The 17019-nt window shown below is 63.7% G+C and carries 16 protein-coding genes; 4 read left to right on the top strand and 12 right to left on the bottom strand.

Annotated features, from left to right (window positions below):
• Positions 1–25: 25 nt before the first annotated feature.
• From CW305_RS05120 to fliE, 10 genes are all read right to left on the bottom strand, one after another.
• Entirely contained in the window at positions 26–1264 is a 1239-nt protein-coding gene (locus CW305_RS05120; RefSeq protein ID WP_041754471.1) for a flagellar hook-length control protein FliK, read from the bottom strand.
• A gap of 166 nt (positions 1265–1430) precedes the next feature.
• Positions 1431–1781: an Hpt domain-containing protein gene (locus tag CW305_RS05115; protein WP_014820862.1), complete on the bottom strand. Its 351-nt coding sequence runs from the start codon at positions 1779–1781 to the stop codon at positions 1431–1433.
• Positions 1782–1809: 28 nt separating this feature from the next.
• Positions 1810–3501, bottom strand: coding sequence for an ATP-binding SpoIIE family protein phosphatase (locus CW305_RS05110; protein ID WP_014820863.1), 1692 nt, complete (start codon positions 3499–3501; stop codon positions 1810–1812).
• A 1-nt stretch (position 3502) separates the two neighbouring features.
• Complete coding sequence (locus CW305_RS05105; RefSeq protein ID WP_003299593.1) at positions 3503–3808, bottom strand: STAS domain-containing protein; 306 nt, start codon at positions 3806–3808, stop codon at positions 3503–3505.
• Between the two features lie 237 nt (positions 3809–4045).
• On the bottom strand, positions 4046–4498 hold the full coding sequence (gene fliJ / locus CW305_RS05100; protein WP_014820864.1) for a flagellar export protein FliJ: 453 nt from the start codon (positions 4496–4498) through the stop codon (positions 4046–4048).
• Between the two features lie 3 nt (positions 4499–4501).
• A complete protein-coding gene (fliI, locus tag CW305_RS05095; protein ID WP_014820865.1) occupies positions 4502–5860 on the bottom strand; it encodes a flagellar protein export ATPase FliI in 1359 nt (452 codons plus the stop codon).
• On the bottom strand, positions 5850–6626 hold the full coding sequence (gene fliH / locus CW305_RS05090; RefSeq protein WP_014820866.1) for a flagellar assembly protein FliH: 777 nt from the start codon (positions 6624–6626) through the stop codon (positions 5850–5852). Before fliH ends, fliI begins: the two co-directional genes overlap by 11 nt.
• 19 nt (positions 6627–6645) lie before the next feature.
• A complete protein-coding gene (gene fliG / locus CW305_RS05085) occupies positions 6646–7662 on the bottom strand; it encodes a flagellar motor switch protein FliG (RefSeq protein ID WP_014820867.1) in 1017 nt (338 codons plus the stop codon).
• A complete protein-coding gene (gene fliF / locus CW305_RS05080; protein ID WP_104097266.1) occupies positions 7655–9436 on the bottom strand; it encodes a flagellar basal-body MS-ring/collar protein FliF in 1782 nt (593 codons plus the stop codon). Before fliF ends, fliG begins: the two co-directional genes overlap by 8 nt.
• Before the next feature lie 13 nt (positions 9437–9449).
• On the bottom strand, positions 9450–9779 hold the full coding sequence (gene fliE, locus CW305_RS05075) for a flagellar hook-basal body complex protein FliE (RefSeq protein ID WP_003299599.1): 330 nt from the start codon (positions 9777–9779) through the stop codon (positions 9450–9452).
• A gap of 246 nt (positions 9780–10025) precedes the next feature.
• Here fliE and CW305_RS05070 point away from each other — a divergent pair, with 246 nt between their 5' ends.
• Positions 10026–11213 carry a benzoate/H(+) symporter BenE family transporter gene (locus tag CW305_RS05070; RefSeq protein ID WP_104097265.1) on the top strand — a complete coding sequence of 396 codons (1188 nt, stop codon included), beginning with the start codon at positions 10026–10028 and terminating at the stop codon, positions 11211–11213.
• 46 nt (positions 11214–11259) lie between these two features.
• Here the strand turns inward: CW305_RS05070 and CW305_RS05065 are convergent, their stop codons facing one another.
• The gene (locus CW305_RS05065) at positions 11260–12021 is read right to left on the bottom strand and encodes an SDR family oxidoreductase (RefSeq protein WP_014820870.1); all 762 of its coding nucleotides are present in this window, start codon (positions 12019–12021) and stop codon (positions 11260–11262) included.
• 217 nt (positions 12022–12238) lie between these two features.
• Between CW305_RS05065 and CW305_RS05060 the strand changes: the two genes are divergently transcribed.
• Positions 12239–13243 carry an NADP-dependent oxidoreductase gene (locus CW305_RS05060; RefSeq protein ID WP_023446695.1) on the top strand — a complete coding sequence of 335 codons (1005 nt, stop codon included), beginning with the start codon at positions 12239–12241 and terminating at the stop codon, positions 13241–13243.
• 51 nt (positions 13244–13294) lie between these two features.
• Here CW305_RS05060 and pyrF read toward each other — a convergent pair whose 3' ends face one another.
• On the bottom strand, positions 13295–13990 hold the full coding sequence (pyrF, locus tag CW305_RS05055) for an orotidine-5'-phosphate decarboxylase (protein ID WP_104097264.1): 696 nt from the start codon (positions 13988–13990) through the stop codon (positions 13295–13297).
• 166 nt (positions 13991–14156) lie between these two features.
• On the opposite strand from pyrF, the gene CW305_RS05050 reads away from it, so the two are divergent.
• Positions 14157–14324, top strand: coding sequence for a DUF2897 family protein (locus CW305_RS05050; RefSeq protein ID WP_014820873.1), 168 nt, complete (start codon positions 14157–14159; stop codon positions 14322–14324).
• A gap of 122 nt (positions 14325–14446) precedes the next feature.
• Entirely contained in the window at positions 14447–17011 is a 2565-nt protein-coding gene (locus CW305_RS05045) for a bifunctional diguanylate cyclase/phosphodiesterase (RefSeq protein WP_104097263.1), read from the top strand.
• The last annotated feature ends 8 nt before the right edge of the window (positions 17012–17019 follow it).

The following is a 17019-nucleotide window of genomic DNA, read 5'->3' as shown; positions in this document are numbered from 1 at the left end:
CGGATTATCCCTAAAAGCGGATGGCTCAGGCGTAGTAGTCGACGAGTCCGCGATCACCGGCGACTCGATTGGAGGCGATTTCCGTCACGCCGAGCTCCAGCTCCTCGCCTGCCAGGTCGCCCTCACCCGACGCTCCACCCCGCGAGGAGCCACCATCGGCTCCGCCTTGCCAGCCACGCGCCAGCGACTGATCGGATACGTTCACGTCCATCAGGTTCATGCCCTGCTGGGTGAACATTTCCCTTAGTCGCTGCATCTGCCCTTCCAGCGCGTCGCGCACTCCCGCATGCGGGCTGAGGAAGGTCACCTGCGCCTGATCCTTGGTCAGGTCGATACGCACTTCCATACGACCGAGTTCAGCCGGATCGAGTTGGATTTCCGCCGACTTGAGATTCTGGCTGGACAGCCACATCACGCGGTCGACGACCGCCTCGCTCCAGCCGGACTGCTGCATCTGTACCGGTTGACCCGGCACCAGTTGCGGACGCTGCGATTGCTGCACCTGCTGAGCGATGGCCTGGCTTAAGGGGTTGAGCCGTCCCGCAGCCAGTTCGCTGGCGCTGGCACGACTCTCCTTTGGCGCTTCCACGCTTTCCAGCAGGTCCTTGGCCAGCAGTTCCACGTCGAGCTCTTCGCCCTCACCCGCTTCCTGACTCGCCAGCAACGCGCTGGCAAAGCCATCGTCTGCCGTGGCCTTCGTCTGCGCATCGGCCAGCGGGTTCTGCAATTGCTGCTGGGCCGTCTTCTGCATGGCTGCCGGGGTTTCGGTCAGTGCACGCATGCCGGCCAGTGTTGCTTCGTCCGCATCGGCAGCCTCATCGCCGGCGATGCCGGCAGCGGTCGTCGGCAGCCCCGGAAGCAGGGAGACGGCATCGACCTCGGCTTCAGGCTGGGCCTCGGACTCCGCCACGAACTGCGTGCCAAGACCAAGCAGCAGCATTGGATCGAGCTCCGCCTCCGGAATTTCCTCAGCCGGCGTTTCGGGAGGCAAGGTATTGCCGCTTTCGGCAACCGCCGGCTTCTCGTCGGTGGTCGCCTCCGCCGTTTCCTGCTCGCGCTTGTCCTCGACCGGCTTGTCGCGGCTGGCCTCGTTGCGCACCGGGCGCTCGGCTGGTTTCGTCTGACGCTCCTTGGCGTAGACATCGGAGAAGCTGGCGCTGCCGCTGTCTCGCCCTTCGCGCGGCGCCTCCGGCGCTTTGGCCACCGCTTTTGGGCGCGCGTCGACGGATGGAGATCTAAGCAACAGGTCGGGGGAAACAGCCATGAGGTCATTCCGCTACGGATGGATCGTGGCGGAAGCAGAGCAAGTTCCGGGCCAGCGGCATGAATGCCGGAAAAACGCCGGGGAAGCGTGCTGACATGAACAGAAACGACGGCCCGGCGGCAGCGGCTCTGCTGTTAGAGGGCACCGGCGTCAGAGATTTGGCCACTCAGCCGTGGCGCTGGCGCTCGGCGCGGAACAGAATGCCGACGATGGCGAACTCCCGCTCGATGGATTCGATGAGCGCCGGGGCCTGGGCGAGGTTCTCCTCCCGAGCGGCACTCTCGAGCTCCTGGCAGAGGTCGGCCAGCAGCGTCGCGCCCATGTTGCTGCAGCTGCCTTTGAAGCTGTGCGCAGCACGCCGCAAGGTTTCAGACTGGTCGGCGAGACAGGCTTGGCGGAGCAGCCGAACGCGCTCCTCGGAGTCGGCAAGAAAGGTATCCAGCAGCGCCGGATACTCACTCTCCATCACGTCCTGCAGCGTGGTCAGCACGGCGCTGTCGAGATGAGTGTTGGACACCGGTACACCCCTGAGTGAAAGCGGACGATTATGCCTCAGCCTGCCAGGCGAACTCCACGCTCAGCCCGCGCCCATCCGACTGCCAGTCGAATCGGTCGCTCAACTGGCGCACCAGATGCAAACCGCGACCGCTGAAGCGATCGCTGCCAAACTGCGCCTGCAACGCGCGCGACACATCGAAGCCCGAACCGCTGTCGCTGATACCGATACGCAGCCGACCACCCTGCGGGCCGGTCTTGATGTTCAGCTGCAGATGGACATGACCGTCGACCAGCGCCTGCAGGCGCTGCTGGCGCAGGTCGTAGTACTGCTTGAAACCATCGGCATCGCACTTGAGGCTTGAATCAAGGCCGAGCACGCCATGTTCCAGAGCATTGGAATAAAGTTCTCCCAGCACGGTGTACATCTCGCCGGCACGCGCGCGCAGCTGATTGACCTGCAACAGGATTTGCAGCAGCGAAGGCAATGGATTGCCGCTGCGCAGGCTTTCGGCACGCAGCTCGACCCGAATCGACCAGTCCATCGGCCGTGAGCGGTGCGCGGCGGCCGGGGCAATCGACGGCATCGTGATCACCTCCGGGCTGACCACGACCTCGACCAGGCTCAAGTCGTCGTGCTGCTGGCCGTGGAAATCCAGCAGCGCCTGCTCGATCTCGTCGAACAGCCGTGCCGGATCGTCGTTGGCGTCCAGAGTGGCTAGCAGGCTCTGCTCGCCGAACAGCTCGTCATTGGCATTGCGACTCTCGACCACGCCGTCGGACAGCAGCAACAGCCGGTCGCCGGGGGCCAAGGGGTAATGCTCGAACTTGTCGTCCAGCGCCGCCGGGGAGACGACACCAAGCGGCAGGTGACGGGATGCCAGGGCCGTGCGCCGGCCGGCCGCGCCGATCAGGTAACCGTCGGGCAAACCGCCGTTCCACACCCGCAGGCTGCCCTGTTTGGGATCGATATCGAGCAGCGTCGCGCAGCAGAACATTTCCACCGGGAGGATCTGTTTGAGCTTGGCATTCATCTCTCGAAGGATGTCGGTGCTCGAATAGCCTTTCGCCGCCATCCCGTAAAAGGTTTCCGCCAGCGGCATGGCCCCGATCGCGGCGGGCAGCCCGTGGCCGGTGAAATCGCCGAGCAGGACAAACATCTGCCCCGCCGGGGCCTGCGCCGCCAGCAGCAGGTCGCCGTTGAACAGCGCCTGCGGCGACTGGCGGAAGCGGATGGTGGGCGCGCTCAGGCAACCAGCATGTGCGACTTTGTCGAAGATCGCCTTGGCGGCCCGATGTTCGTCGAGCAGCTGCTGATTGCGCCTGGCGATCAGGTCGCGCTGCTCGAGCACGGTTGCCTGCAGGCGGCGCAGGCGATGCATGGCCTGAATCTTGGCTTCGAGAATGATCGGGTTGTAAGGCTTGGCGATGAAGTCGTCGCCGCCGGCCTCGAGGCAACTGACCAGCGCTTCGTGCTCGGTCAGCGAGGTGAGAAAGATGATCGGGACCAGCTCGTCCCCGGCCAGTTGCTTGATGCGCCGCGCCGCCTCGAAGCCGTCCATTACCGGCATCAGCGCGTCCATCAGCACCAGCTGCGGCCGCTCCTCCTGAAACAGCTCGACCGCCTCCTGCCCATCGGCTGCCGTCAGCACCCGGTGGCCCTGCTTGGCGACGATGGTGGAAAGCAGCATCCGATCGACCGGGCTGTCCTCGGCGATCAGGATCGACAGCCGCATGGGCATGTCAGGCGATCACGAACAATTGTTCGAAATTCGACACCGACAGGATCTTGCGCACGTCGCCATTGCAGTTGAGCAGGCGGATGTCCGCCTCGTCGCCACCGGCGTGATCGCGCAACAGCAGCAGCATGCCCAGCGCCGAACTGTCCATGTAAGTGGTGCCTTGCAGATTGACCACATAACGCTGCGGATTCACGTCCTGACGTTGGTAAGCATCACGGAAGGCCTGATGCGCATTGAAGTCGAAGCGTCCGCTGATGGATATGGTCAACTCCTGGCCATCCGTCGAAGGCTGCGAGGTAATGGTCATGTGGCACTCCTGATCCGGTACGTCTTGAAAGCGGCTTGCGAGCAGCCGTCGCGATAAGCGAAATGAACAGCCGTGTACCGGCTGAAAGGCGGCCATCCAGTTCTGAGACTTATCCTCGGAAGAGCCAGATGGCAGCTGAAACGATCTGTTGGCGGTCGCCGCGCTGAAACGCGGTCAAGGTTTATCATCCAAGCAGCGGTACGGCAAGCACGAATCCGGCCTGAGACCGTGGCTGGATCACTGCTCACGCGTTCTCCCGGACAGCCGCTGGGCGTACTCGTCGAGCAACTTCTGCTCGCGCTTGTCCGCCGCGATCCGCGCCTCCTTCTGATAGCTTTCGACCAGCTTGCTCAGGCCTTCGACACGCGCATGGCGCTGGTGCCACTGCTGGCGCAGCTTCTTCAGGTTGTCGCGGTACCAGTTGACGCTGCGCTGCTGCTGCCCGATGGCCGACTCCAGCTGCGACAGGAAGCGCTGGTAATTCATCAGCCACTGCCCTGAGACGCCCTGACTGCCCTGCTGCATCCATTGCTGCTGGTAGTCGCTGAAGTACTGCTCCAGCTCACCGAGCTTGGCCTCGGCCTGATTCAGCTGAGTCTGGCCCTGGCCCAGCAACCGTGCGGCCTCCTGCTCGGCCTTTTCGGCCATCTCGATGACCGGCGCCAGGCGCGCCGCCCGACTGGCCGCCATCGGTTAGCCGCCCTGCCGTGGATTGAACACAGCTGCGAGTTGCGCGGCGCTGCGCGTCAGGTCCTCGCTTTCATCGAGGCCCTGGCGCAGGTAACTGACCATCTCGGCCTGGCGCGCGATGGCCATATCCGTTTCCGGATCGCCACCTGGCACATAGGCGCCGACACTGATCAGGTCGCGGCTCTGCTGGTAGCGCGACCAGAGCTGCTTGAAACGCTGCGACGCACGCACATGTTCGGCGCTCACCACCTGCGGCATGACCCGGCTGATGGAGGCTTCGATGTCGATAGCCGGATAGTGGCCTTCTTCGGCCAGACGGCGCGACAGCACGATGTGGCCGTCGAGCACACCGCGAGCGGCATCGGCGATCGGGTCCTGCTGGTCGTCACCCTCGGAGAGCACGGTGTAGAACGCCGTGATCGAGCCGCCGCCCTGCTCGGCATTACCGGCGCGCTCGACCAGACTCGGCAGCTTGGCGAACACCGACGGCGGATAGCCCTTGGTCGCTGGCGGCTCGCCGATGGCCAGGGCGATCTCGCGCTGGGCCTGGGCATAGCGCGTCAGCGAATCCATCAGCAGCAACACGTTCTTGCCCTGATCGCGGAAGTACTCCGCAATACGCGTGCAGTACTGCGCGGCGCGCAAGCGCATGAGCGGCGCCTCGTCAGCGGGCGAGGCCACTACCACCGAGCGTTTGATGCTCTCCTCACCAAGGATGTTCTCGATGAATTCCTTGACCTCTCGCCCCCGCTCGCCGATCAGGCCGACGACGATGATGTCGGCCTCGGTGAAGCGGGTCATCATGCCCAGCAGCACCGACTTGCCGACACCGGTGCCGGCAAATAGGCCTAGGCGCTGACCGCGACCGACGGTCAGCAAGCCATTGATACTGCGGATGCCGACATCCAGCGGCTCGCTGATGGGGTGGCGCTTGAGCGGGTTGATAACGGGGCCGTCCATCGGCACCCAATCCTCCGCTCTCATGCCGCCCTTGCCGTCCAGTGCACGCCCTGCGCCATCCAGCACGCGGCCGAGCATGGACATGCCCATGGGCAGCCGTCCGGTATTGACCAGCGGCACGACCCGCGCGCCCGGCGCGATACCGGCAAGGCTGCCGACAGGCATCAGATACAGCTTGCCGCTGGAAAAGCCCATCACCTCGGCCTCGACCTCGGTGGGGTGATAACTGTCGTCGTTGATCACCAGGCAGCGACTGCCAACGGCTGCGCGCAGCCCTTCAGCCTCCAGCGTCAGACCGACCATGCGCAGCAGGCGCCCTTCAAGCATGGGCTGGCTGGGCAGTTTGATCGCTTCGCCATAGGCTTCGAATCGCTTGGCGAAACTGGTTCGCTCAAGGCGCATCGGGCATGTCCAGATCGATGGTCAGATCGGCGGCAGGAGGACGGGTGGCATTCTCGCGCTGCTGTTCGAACAGTTGCTTGATGGCCTGGGTGAGGCGCGTCTCGATACTCGCATCGATGCGGCTGTGCTCGGTTTCGATATGACAGCCACCAGGCAGCAGGCTGCTGTCCTCGAGAATTCGCCAGCTTTCCTCGTGCCGCTCGCGCAGCGCCTTGATCAGCTCGAAGTCCTGCGGATTGACGTGGATTCGCACATTGCTGGCGCCCATTGGCAGCAACTTCAGCGCCTCACGCAGCACCTGACGGATCTGGCTGGAATCGATCAGCAGATCACGCTGGATCACTTCGCGCGCCATGTGACTGACCAGGGTCGCCATGGCGTGCTCGAGATTGCGATCCTGATCGGCAATCGGCTCGAGCAACTGACCCATCAGCTGCTCAAGGTTTTCCAGCCGCGGCGCCAACGCGGCCTCGGCCTCCTGCCGCGCCTTGAGCTGGCCGGCATGGAAACCATCTTTCTCGCCGGTGGCGAAACCTTCGTTGTATGCCTGCTGGCGGATCGCTTCGAGTTCGTCGAGCGTCAGCGGTTTGACTTCCTCGACCGGGACGTCCTCGCTTCGCGCCAGCTCTTCGGCGGGCTCTTCCACGACCCCTGCTGCCGGCAGCTCGTCTTCTTCGCCCTGCGGGTCGAAGCTGGGCAGCGACCAGCGATCGAACAGGCTGACGTCTTTCGCGCGTATGACGTCGCTGGGGTTGTCCTTGGCCATGTGTGGAATTCGTACCTGGTTAGATCATCTCTTCGCCGCCCTTGGAACCCAGGACGATTTCACCGGCCTCGGCCATGCGGCGAGCAATGGTAAGGATTTCCTTCTGCGCATTCTCGACATCGCTGACGCGCACCGGGCCCTTCGCCTCCAGGTCGTCACGCAGCAGCTCGCCGGCGCGCTTGGACATGTTCTTGAAGACCTTTTCCTTGATGCCGTCGTCGGCGCCCTTGAGCGCCATCACCAGCACGTCGGAGGATACCTCACGCAGCAGCACCTGAATGCCGCGGTCGTCGACTTCGGCGAGGTTGTCGAAGACGAACATCAGGTCTTCGATCTGGCTCGACAGGTCCTCGTCCACATCGCGGATGGCATCCATCAGCTGGCCTTCGATGGAGCTGTCCAGGTAGTTCATGATGTCCGCCGCGCGCTTTACGCCGCCCAGACTGGCGCGGCTGGTGTTGGTGCTGCCGGAGAACTGCTTTTCCAGGATCAGGTTCAGTTCTTTCAGCGCAGCCGGCTGCACGGTATTGAGCGAGGACACGCGCAGGACGATGTCCAGGCGCACCTTGTGGTCGAAATGCGAGAGCACCTCGCCAGCCTGGTCCGGGTCGAGATAGGCCACCACGATGGCCTGGATCTGCGGGTGCTCGTAGCGGATCACATCCGCCACCGCACGCGGCTCCATCCATTTCAGGCTGTCCAGACCGCTGGTGTTGCCGCCCAGCAGGATGCGGTCGATCAGGCCGCCGGCCTTGTCCTCGCCGAGTGCCTGGGTAAGCATCTTGCGGATGTAACCGTCGGAGCCGACGCCGAGGCTGGTCTGGTCGCCGACGATCTCGACGAACTCGCTCATTACCTGTTCGATCTGTGCCTTCTGCACGTTGCGCATCTGCGCCATGGCAGTACCGACGCGCTGCACCTCTTTCGGACCGAGGTGACGCAGGACCTGCGCAGCGTCGGTTTCACCCAGCGAGAGCAACAGGATGGCGGCCTTGTCGACCTTGTTGAGCTTGGCTTGAACTCGATTGTCATTCATCGGCGTTGATCCACTCTTTCACCACCTGGGCTACCCGTCCCGGGTCATCGGCCACAAGGTTCTTGATCGCGTTCAGCTGGGCTTCATATCCCTCGCTGGGGCTCGGCAGCAGAATGTTCTGCGGGCCGCTCAGACTGACCCGGTCGCTGGCCAGGCCGGAATCCAGTCCATCATCGTCACCCAGTTCGCCCGGACCGCTGGCAACCTGCAGGTCCTTGCCGCTGGACGGATTGGTGAGGCTCTTGAGCACCGGACGCAGCACACCGAACACCAGCACCAGGATGAACAGCACGCCGAGGACCTGCTTGACCACATCCCAGAACCACGGTTGCGAGTAGAACGGTATTTCTTCGAAGGTCTCACCGGCGCTGTCGGCGACGAACGCGGTGTTGATCACGCTGACGCTATCGCCGCGGCTGGCATCGAAACCCACCGCGTCTTGCACCAGGCGAGTGAAGCGCGCCAGATCATCGGCGCTCCACGGTACGCGAACCATCTCGCCGGCCGCATTGAGCGTCATCTGATCGTCGACCACTACTGCCACCGAGAGCCGGCGCAGGCGACCCTGCTGCTGCTTGGTATAGCTGATCGAGCGATCGAGTTCGTAGTTGCGCGTAGCCTGCTCGCGCTTGTCGGCCGGATAAGGCGCGAGCATCGGCTGACCGGTCACTGGATCCATGACCTGCTGACCATTGGCATCGAGCAGAGGCTGACCAGGAGCCACGGCACCCGCGGCGGCTGCGGCCTGATTGGCCTGCTCGGGCGCGGTCGCCGGGCCAGGAGGCTGATTGCTCAGGGCGCCCGGCACGCCTTGCGGCGGCAGGCTGCTCTGGCGCTGCTCGTTGACACTCTGCTCGCTGCGCAGCGCCGGCTGATCGGGGTTGAAGGTTTCCGAAGTGGATTCGACGGCACTGAAATCCACGTCCGCGGAGACTTCGGCCTTGTAGCGGCCGCTGCCCAGCACCGGCTGCAGAATGTTGTGCACGCGCTGGGTGTAGAGGCTTTCCATGCGGCGGCTGTAGTCGAACTGCTTGCCGGCCATGCTCAGCTCGGTCAGCTCCTGCTGATCGGACAGCAGGTTGCCCTTCTGATCCACCACGGTGATCTGCGATTTGCCCAGTTCCGGCACGCTGGTGGCGACGAGGTTGATGATCGCCATCACCTGGCTCGGCTCCAGCGCGCGGCCCGGGTAAAGCTCCACCAGTACCGAGGCACTGGGCTTGCGCTCGTCGCGAACGAACACCGAGCTCTTCGGGATCGCCAGGTGCACACGGGCGCCCTTGACGTTGTTCAGGCTGGAAATGGTGCGGCCCAGTTCGCCCTCGAGACCACGACGATAACGGGTCGCCTCCATGAACTGGCTGGTACCCAGCCCCTGTTCCTTGTCGAGGATTTCGAAACCGATGTTGCTGTCGGCCGGCGCGATACCCGCACCGGCGAGCTTGAGACGTGCGCGAGCAAGATCATCCGCCTTGACCAGCAGGGCGCCGGAGTTCGGCTCAACGGTATAGGCGATGTCCGCAGCGGCGAGGGTTTCCATCACCTGATTGGCATCCATCCCCGCCAGGCTGCCGAGCAGCGGACGATAATCGGGCTGCTGCGACCAGAGCACCACGGCAAAACCGATCGCCACGCTGGCCGCCAGCCCGACCAACAGGCCGACCTGCCGCAGCATGGACATATCCGAAAGGTTTTCCAGAAAGGACAAGCCCAGCAGGGGCTTCTTGACACCCTCGGGAGTAGCCGGCACCGGAACGTTCACCGCTTCAGCCATGATTCAACCCGCCTCACACCGGCATCTGCATGATGTCTTGATAAGCCTGAACCAGTTTGTTGCGCACCTGGGTCATGGCTTGAAAGGAAACGCTGGCCTTCTGGGAGGCGATCATCACTTCGGTCAGGTCGACACCGCCCTGCCCCATCTCGAAGGCAGATGACAGCTGGCTCGAAACCTGCTGGGTTTCGTGCACTTTATTCACCGCCTGGCCAAGCATGTCGGAAAAGCTCGGAGCGCCGACCTCCTGGGTCTTGACCTCCGGCTTGGCGCGCGCCATTGCATCGGTCTGCATGGCCCGCATTTCCAGCATCAAGCGATTGAATTGAACACCCTGACTCATCTAATCCTCCAACAGCCGCGGTTTTTTTGACGCATCGCGGCAGGCAAAGACTAGATAGCAACAAGGGTGCCAGATCGAATACCAGCGGCCAGGCGCGGCGATGACCTGCACTCACGCCCGTTGCAACTGTTACGTCCAATACGCGGGCGGCTGTACCGCGACGCTATCCGAGCACGGCCAATAGGCTTTGTACGATAGGCTGCCGCAGCCGCGCGACGTCATACCTTGCATAAGTAGAAATCAGCAATGAACGAAATCAGCCGTACCGCCCTGCGCCCCCTGAGCGATAGCTCGCCTTCGACCGTCGTCGCCGGCTTCATCGCCATGCTCACCGGCTATACCAGCTCGCTGGTGCTGATGTTCCAGGCCGGCCAGGCAGCAGGCCTGAGCACGGCGCAGATCTCTTCGTGGATCTGGGCACTGTCGGTCGGCATGGCGATCTGCAGCATCGGCCTGTCGCTGCGCTATCGCACGCCGGTGGTGATTGCCTGGTCGACGCCCGGCGCGGCCCTGTTGATCACCAGTCTGCCCGGCGTGCCGTACGCCGAAGCCATCGGCGCCTTCATCTTCGCCTCGGCGCTGATTGCCCTGTGCGGCCTGACTGGAAGCTTCGATCGGCTGATGCGGCGAGTACCGGCATCGCTGGCTGCCGCGCTGCTGGCGGGCGTGCTGTTCAATATCGGAAGCGAGATTTTCCGTGCCGTTGAGGTTCAGCCGGTGCTGGTGCTCGGCATGTTCTTCAGCTACCTGCTGGCCAAGCGAATGCAGCCCCGCTACGCCGTGCTCGCTGCGCTGCTGGTCGGCTGCCTGATCGCCGGTATTTCCGGCCTGCTGGACTTCCAGCGCTTCAGCCTGCAGGTCGCGGTGCCGGTGTGGACCACACCGGCGTTTTCCCTCGCGGCGATCTTCAGTATCGGCATCCCGCTGTTCGTCATCGCCATGGCTTCGCAGAACATGCCAGGCCTGGCCGTGCTGCGTGCCGAGGGATATCAGGTGCCGGCTTCGCCGCTGATCTCCACCACCGGCATCGCTTCGGTACTGCTGGCGCCGTTCGGCTCTCACGGCATTCACCTGGCGGCGATCACCATGGCCATCTGCGCAGGCCCAGAAGCTCATCCCGACCCGCAAAAACGCTATACCGCTGCTGCCTGGTGCGGTGTGTTCTACGGCATTGCCGGCATCTTCGGCGCAACCCTGGCCGCGCTGTTCGCCGCCTTCCCCGCGGCACTGGTGTTGTCCGTCGCCGCGCTGGCATTGCTCGGCTCGATCGGCTCGGGGCTGACCCAGGCGATGCAACAGCCCGACGAGCGAGAGGCAGCGCTGATTACCTTCATGGTCACGGCGTCGGGGCTGACGCTGTTCGGCATCGGCGCGGCGCTGTGGGGATTGATCGCAGGTGTAATCACCTTGCTGATTCTGCGCCGCCGTAACTGAGCGGCGCTGCAAAGGGGTGCCCGGCCAGACAGCGCCGGGCGCGCCGTCAGATCGCCGTCGCCCCGCCATCTACCGCCAGCGCATGACCGGTAGTGAAGGCGGCGCTGTCGCTGCACAGGTACAGCACCGCGGCGGCAATCTCTTCGACCTTGCCGATGCGCCCGACTGGGTGCATGGCCGCAGCGAACTCCGCCTTGCGCGGGTCGGCCTCGTAGGCACGGCGGAACATGTCGGTGTCGATCACCGCCGGGCACACCGCATTCACGCGAATCTGCTTCTTGGCGTACTCGATCGCTGCCGACTTGGTCAGGCCGATCACCGCATGCTTGGATGCCGCGTAGATGCTCATCTTCGGCGCAGCACCGAGACCCGCAACGGACGCGGTGTTGACGATGGCGCCACCACCCTGCGCCAGCATGACCGGCAGCTGGTGCTTCATGCACAGCCAGACGCCCTTGACGTTGACGCCCATGATCGCGTCGAACTCCGCCTCGCTGCCTTCGGCCAGGCGTCCCTGCTCGATCTCGATGCCGGCATTGTTGAAGGCGTAGTCGAGCCGCCCGTACTGCGCCAGCGTCTGCTCAATGAGCGCCTTGACCTCCGCATCGCGCGTGACGTCGCAGCGCACGGCGATCGCCTGGCCGCCAGCAGCACGAATGCTTTCTGCGCCATCGCGGATGCCCGCTTCGTCGATGTCGGCCAGCACCACCTTGAGGCCCTGCTCGGCGAACGCCTGCGCGGTGGCGCGACCGATTCCTGCTGCTGCGCCGGTAACCAGGGCAACCTGCCCGGAGAATGTCATGCTCATGATTGTTCTTCCCGAAGAATTCGACTCACCTTGCGCCCGCAAAATGACCGCACAAGGCTTCCCGGTCGAACTTATACCGCTATGCGCTCGCGCATTTAACTGCCGGCACGGTCATATCACCGAACTGGATGCCCGTTCATTCCAGCCTGCTGACGTAGCTTGCGGCGCGGCGCTGGCCGGGCTAAACCAAACCTTTCGCAAACACGAGGCTTATTCCATGACCCTGCTCAACCAGCAATTCCTGCTAGCCCAGCGGCCGATCGGTGCGCCGACCCGGGAGACCTTCGACTACGTCGAGAAGCCGGTGAGCGAGCCTGGCCCCAATCAGATTCTGGTCAAGGTCGAATACCTGTCCATAGACCCAGCCATGCGCGGCTGGATGAACGATGCCAAGTCCTACATTCCACCTGTGGGCATCGGCGAAGTAATGCGCGCTCTCGGTGTCGGCAAGGTGATTGCCTCGCAGCATCCGGACTACAAGGAAGGCGACTATGTAAACGGTGCGCTGGGCGTGCAGGCGTACTACCTCGGCGAGCCGAAGGGTTTCTACAAGGTCGACCCGCAACAGGCTCCGCTGCCGCGTTACCTGTCCGCGCTGGGCATGACCGGCATGACCGCCTACTTCGCGCTGCTTGCGGTTGGCCAGCCCAAGGCCGGCGAGACCGTGGTGATCTCCGGCGCCGCCGGTGCGGTCGGCAGCGTTGCCGGGCAGATCGCCAAGATCAAGGGGTGTCGCGTGGTGGGTATCGCCGGCGGCGCGGACAAGTGCCGCTTCCTGACCGAGAAACTCGGTTTCGACGGCGCCATCGATTACAAGAATGAAGACCTGGCAGCGGGCTTGAAGCGTGAATGCCCGAAAGGCGTGGACGTGTTCTTCGACAACGTCGGCGGCGACATCCTGGATACGGTGCTGCAGCGCATCAGCGTCGGCGCTCGCGTGGTGATCTGCGGGGCCATCAGCCAGTACAACAACAAGGAAGCGGTGAAGGGCCCGTCCAACTACCTGTCGCTGCTGGTCAATCGCGCGCGCATGGAAGGTATGGTGGTGACCGACTATGTCACGCGCTATCCCGAGGCGATGCGCGACATGGCCGAATGGCTCGCGAGCGGCCAGCTCAAGAGCAAGGAAGACATCATCGAGGGACTGCAGACCTTTCCGGACACGCTGATGAAGCTGTTCACCGGCGGCAACTTCGGCAAGCTGGTGCTCAAGGTCAGCTGAGCAACTGCCCGCTGCGAAAAAGGCTGAGCCGTGAGGCCCGGCCTTTTTTCGTCATGCCAGCTCGGCCACCACGGCTGCCAGCGCTTGCGCCGGATCGGCTGCCTGCGCGATCGGCCGACCGATCACCAGATAATCGGAGCCTGCAGCCATGGCCTGGACCGGAGTCAGGATGCGGCGCTGATCGTCCTGCGCACTGCCGGCCGGACGAATACCCGGTGTGACCAGCTGTAGCGCCGGGAACTGCGCCTTGAGCGGAACTGCCTCCTGCGCCGAACAGACCAGTCCATCCAGCCCAGCCTGCGCAGCCAGCCCGGCCAGCCGCAGCACCTGCTCCTGCGGTGCGATATCCAGACCGATGCCAGCGAGATCGTCCTGCTCCATGCTGGTCAGCACGGTGACACCAATCAGCAGCGGCGTGGGTCCGGCCATACCAGAAAGCGTGTCACGGCAGGCCGCCATCATCCGCAGACCGCCGGAGCAGTGCACGTTGACCATCCACACGCCCAGCTCGGCAGCGGCCTTAACCGCCATCGCGGTGGTGTTGGGAATATCGTGAAACTTGAGGTCGAGAAACACCTCGAAGCCCATTCCCTGCAATGCCTCGACCACCGCCGGACCGCAACGCGTGAACAGCTCCTTGCCGACCTTGACCCGGCAAAGCCGCGGATCGAGCTGGCGCGCCAATGCCAAAGCAGCATCACGGGAGGGAAAATCGAGCGCTACGATAATCGGAGTCTGGCAGGTCATGACACGTCCTCGGAAAAGTCGGCGCGCATTGTCGCAGAAAACACCGCGCGCGACGAAAGCCTCCCTGAGGGGTCAGAATAGCTATCGCAACGCCGATAGTGACCACCCTGACGCAGCCACGTAGAGTGCGGCTCGTCACTGCCGCCCAACCGCCCGGAGGAAAAAAATGCCCTGGTATTTCTGGCTTATTCTGCTCGTCGCGCTGGGCTCGATCGTCGGTAGCCTGCTGATGCTGCGCTCGACGGCAAAGAAGATTCCGCTGACCGAAGAACAGAAAAAACGCATCGCTCAACGCAATGCCGAGGCGGACGCGCAGGACTCCCGCGACCGCTAAAAGTCGATAGAACGCAGTCGCTCGAGCCAGTGGTCCGCGCAATTTACGATGATTTTGCCGAGCGGTAGTGGCACCATGCCGCCATTGCCGCGATCCAATGCAGTGCTGGCAGGAATCCCCTCATGCAAACTCTCCTTCCCGACGATGGCCCGGTAAAACCGAAGGCCAGACTGATTTTCGCTCGCCGCATTCTTCCTGGCATGGTCGCCCTACTGGTCATCGCCCTCATTGTGGCCGCTGTCGCACTCATCCACATTGCCCGGAGAATCGATCAGGATGCACTGCAGCAAAGCCACTTCCTCGTAGGCAAGGCGCTGCAGGCACAGCACGACTGGATGAACCGCTCCATCGTCGACTATGCGTTCTGGGGCGACGCCTACGTGCATCTCAACAGGCAGGTCGACCTCGACTGGGCTTATACCCAGGCCAATCTCGGCCCATCCTTGTACAAGGACTTCGACTACGAGGTGGTGCTGGTCATCTCTCCGGCAGGCGATACGGCCTACTCCGTAGTTCGCGGCGAACTCCAGACAATCGACGGTTTCGAGTTTCTCCACGGTTTACCGCAACTGCTGGCGCGGGCCCGGGAAGCTGTCGAGGAGGAATCGGGCGTCTCCGCCCTGCTCTGGGCTGACGGTCAGCCGGCGCTGGTCGCCGCAGCCGCGCTGAGCACCGGTGGTACGGATATCGACGAGAACGAAGGGCCGGCGTCGATTCTGTTGTTCGTCGACCTGCTGGACGCCGAGCGGCTGGCGGAGATCGGTGAGCAGTATGCGATCGAGCATCTGCGCCTGGCTCCAGACTCAACGCCAACCGATGATCCGCGCATCGAGCTGCCTCTGGAGAATGGCTCGACCATCCAGCTCACCTGGACGCCGGCGCAGCCGGGGCGCCTGCTGCTGTGGGTTACCCTGCCAATCCTCGCGGCCGTGGCCCTGGGGCTGGGGCTGCTCGCCTGGTTGCTCATTCGCCATGCCTTGCGCAGCCTGCACTTGCTCGACATCAGCTATGCAAGGCTGGCCGCCAGTCGCAGCGCGCTGGCGGAAAGCGAGGAGCGGTTTCGCGATGTCGCCGAGGCCGCTTCCGATTGGATCTGGGAAACCGACGCGCAAGCTCGGCTGACCTTCCTTTCCAATCGCTTTCGCCAGATCACCGGACACGAATCCAGCCAGTGGCTGGGCCGCCCGTTGCTGGAACTGCTGATCAGCGACAGTGCCGCGCTGCAGAACTGGCTCCAGGCACCACAGGTCGCGCCACTGCGCAGCAGCTATCGTGCCGCCGATGGCTGCGAGCGTTTCTGCCGGCTGGCTGCCCGCGCCATCCATCAGGACGACAAGCTGGTCGGCTATCGCGGCACCGCCAGCGACATCACCGAGGAAACCAAGGCGCAAGCTCGCGTTCAGTACCTCTCTCAGCACGATGCCCTGACCGGCCTGCCCAACCGCAGCCGGCTGCGCGACTACCTAGATCAGAATCTGGCGGCGCTTCGTAGCGGCTCGGCACTGACACTGCTCTACATCGACCTGGACCGCTTCAAACCGGTGAATGACACCCTCGGTCACGCCGCTGGCGACGAAGTACTGATCGGCGTGGCATCCCGCCTGCGCCAACACACCCGCGACGGCGACCTCGTGGCGCGGCTGGGCGGTGACGAGTTCGTCGTCGCGCTCCACCGGATGAGCGAAGACACCGATATTGACCGTCTCTGCAACCGCATCATCGAGGCCCTCAGCGCGCCCTTTGTCTACGAAGACCAGCAGATCAATATCGGCGCCAGCATCGGCGTCGCCCTGGCGCCCGACGATGCCAACCAGGCCAACGAACTGCTGCGTTGCGCCGACATTGCGCTGTACCAGGCAAAGGAAGCAGGCCGGGGAACCTGGCGTGCCTATGGCCGCGAGATGGATCAGCGGCTGCACGAGCGGCTCCAGCGCGAAGAGGAACTGCGCGTCGCGCTTGCCGAGCAGCAGCTGGAGGTGTACTACCAGCCGCGCTACCTGAGCCAGGGCATGCAAATCATCGGAGCCGAGGCACTGGTGCGCTGGAATCACCCCGAGCGCGGGCTGCTACTGCCGGAGCAGTTCATTCCACTGGCCGAAGAAACCGGGCTGATCATTCCGCTCGGGCGCTGGGTGCTGCATCAGGCCTGCAGCCAGGCGATTCGCTGGCCAGGCGATACGGTCGTCTCGGTCAACCTCTCGCCATTTCAGCTGCATGATGATCGGCTGCTCGATGAGATAGCCCATGCGCTCGGCGAGAACGGCCTGCCAGGGGAGCGGCTGGAACTGGAGATTACCGAGAGTGCACTGTTACGGGAAACGCAGGGCACGCTGGACCAGCTCAAGCGGGTCAAGGCGCTCGGCGTGCACCTGGCCGTGGATGACTTCGGCACGGGCTACTCGTCGCTGACCAGCCTGCGCCACTACCCCTTCGATGTGATAAAGATCGACAACAGCTTCGTCGCCGGTATCGGGCAGTCGATGGAAGATCATTCGATCGTACGCGCCTTGATCGAACTGGGCCGCGGCCTGCAGATGCGCGTGACGGCCGAGGGCGTGGAAACCGAGGAACAGCTGCGGCTGCTGAAAGACGACGGCTGCACCGAGGTGCAAGGCTTCCACATGAGCCACCCGATGCCGGCCGATGAACTGCAGCGGCTGCTATCGCAGCTGCCAGCCAGGGACTAAAGCGAAGG

Origin of the sequence: Stutzerimonas kunmingensis, from assembly GCF_002929225.1 — a bacterium.
Taxonomy (GTDB): Bacteria; Pseudomonadota; Gammaproteobacteria; order Pseudomonadales; family Pseudomonadaceae; genus Stutzerimonas.
This window is presented reverse-complemented; position numbering and strand designations above follow the sequence as displayed.